The 1,536-nt window shown below is 46.5% G+C and carries 3 protein-coding genes and 1 pseudogene; 3 read left to right on the top strand and 1 reads right to left on the bottom strand.

The features are described from left to right. Window positions 1–172, top strand: a pseudogene (locus F6K49_RS47890) (acetyl-CoA carboxylase biotin carboxylase subunit); the annotation flags it as partial. A 218-nt stretch (window positions 173–390) separates the two neighbouring features. Here F6K49_RS47890 and F6K49_RS47885 read toward each other — a convergent pair. Continuing rightward, on the bottom strand, window positions 391–675 hold the full coding sequence (locus F6K49_RS47885; protein WP_008186608.1) for a YggT family protein: 285 nt from the start codon (window positions 673–675) through the stop codon (window positions 391–393). A gap of 25 nt (window positions 676–700) precedes the next feature. On the opposite strand from F6K49_RS47885, the gene F6K49_RS47880 reads away from it, so the two are divergent. Continuing rightward, a complete protein-coding gene (locus F6K49_RS47880; protein ID WP_293109627.1) occupies window positions 701–832 on the top strand; it encodes a hypothetical protein in 132 nt (43 codons plus the stop codon). A 378-nt stretch (window positions 833–1,210) separates the two neighbouring features. Then, window positions 1,211–1,330 (top strand): photosystem II reaction center X protein, encoded by a 120-nt coding sequence (locus F6K49_RS47875; RefSeq protein ID WP_083305494.1) that lies wholly within the window; start codon window positions 1,211–1,213, stop codon window positions 1,328–1,330. The last annotated feature ends 206 nt before the right edge of the window (window positions 1,331–1,536 follow it).

Below are 1,536 nucleotides of genomic sequence, written 5' to 3'. Positions count from 1 at the left end.
TTGGGGTCCCACCCGTGATGCAGCCATTCAGCGCATGAAACGAGCCTTAAGGGAGTGTGCCATTACCGGAGTGACCACCACCCTGACTTTCCATCAAAAAATCCTAGAGACACAAGCCTTTCTTGAGGGTCAGGTCTATACCAATTTTGTCGAGAAGGAGATGATGACCTGAACGGCGGCTATGCTGAAGGCAGAGGGCAGAAGTAGGTAAGTATTCAGCTATCAGCATTCAGCCATCAGCATTCAGTGATCAGCCATTGGCCTATGGCCACTCTACTTGAGGTGCTTATGTGCTATGGGTTGGTAATTAGCGATCGCGTCTTGTTGTACTTCTAGCGTTTATACGCTCCGTCCCACCCTGACGTTTCACTTTCAGGCGTGGGGCTTGTTCTAGATCATCATCCTGAGGATTCCCTGCTGACCTAAAAGAATTTCCCGCAGCAGGCTGAAAATCCCTACCCAAATAATTGGGCTAATATCAACCCCACCAATGGGAGGCACAATTTTGCGCATTGGCACTAAAAAGGGTTCCGTTGGCCAAGCTACTAGATTAAATGGCAAACGATTTAGGTCTACCTGAGGATACCAGGTCAGAACAATGCGAAAGATAAACAAGAAGATCATTAGTCCGAGTAACGGACCAAGAGTCCAGATAGCAATCGTAGCAGCAGTCATGGCTTATTCAATCTAATCATCACAAATGTCTTGCCGGTGCCACCGTCAGCGGTCAGCGGTCAGCCGTCAGTGGTCAGTGGTCAGCTTATTTTATTCAAAAGTACTGCGCTACAGGCACGCTGCGGGAAAAGTAGCGTGGCTACAGGCCAATGGCTGATAGCTGATAGCTGATAGCTGATAGCTGATAGCTCAATGCTTACCTGCCGCCTTAGGTGGCTAGGTGGCTTACGGGTGTCCTTGTGATTGTCGTTAATTTAATGTAAAGTTTCTCAATAATAGTATCATGTTCTAGTAAGCATTCAGCTATCAGCCGTTAGCCGTCAGCTAATCAACGGGTAGTAAACCAGCTGGGAGGTGCCGGTTCCCCTGGTTGAAAATCCCTGCTGCTTTTACTGATCCGACCCCGTGCATTTATCGCTCCTGCTAGCACCTCAAGTAGCCTGCGCGTAGCGCTAATCGCTGATAGCTGATAGCTGATAGCTGAATGCTGAATGCTTAATCACAAACAAGGTTTACAAATTAACTAGGAGTTTATATGACACCTTCATTAGCCAACTTTTTGTGGAGTTTACTTTGGGGTACTGCCATTGTGGTTATTCCTGCCACTGTGGCACTAATCATCTTTAGCCAGAGCGATAAGATCAAAAGATCATAACAAAATCCCTGCTATCTATGGCTTCAAGGAAATAAGGCGGAGCTTAGAGCTTCAGGAAATTGAGTGGGTTCACAACCCCCTCAATTTTTGTATTCAGAATCTCTCCTGATCCAGGAGTAAAATGGTTGTTCTCCAGTTACAGTAGAGTGTAAGACCAAGAACTCGCTACCATAAGACTGGCCATAGGAGAGTAGCAATGGTAAATT

It is taken from the genome of Moorena sp. SIO3I6, assembly GCF_010672095.1.
This window is presented reverse-complemented; position numbering and strand designations above follow the sequence as displayed.

What these genes read in the sequence shown, in the direction of transcription:
- F6K49_RS47885 (WP_008186608.1), bottom strand. Translation starts at nt 675, where the DNA reads ATGACTGCTGCTACGATTGCTATCTGGACTCTTGGTCCGTTACTCGGA.
- F6K49_RS47880 (WP_293109627.1), top strand. Translation starts at nt 701, where the DNA reads ATGTCTTGCCGGTGCCACCGTCAGCGGTCAGCGGTCAGCCGTCAGTGG.
- F6K49_RS47875 (WP_083305494.1), top strand. Translation starts at nt 1,211, where the DNA reads ATGACACCTTCATTAGCCAACTTTTTGTGGAGTTTACTTTGGGGTACT.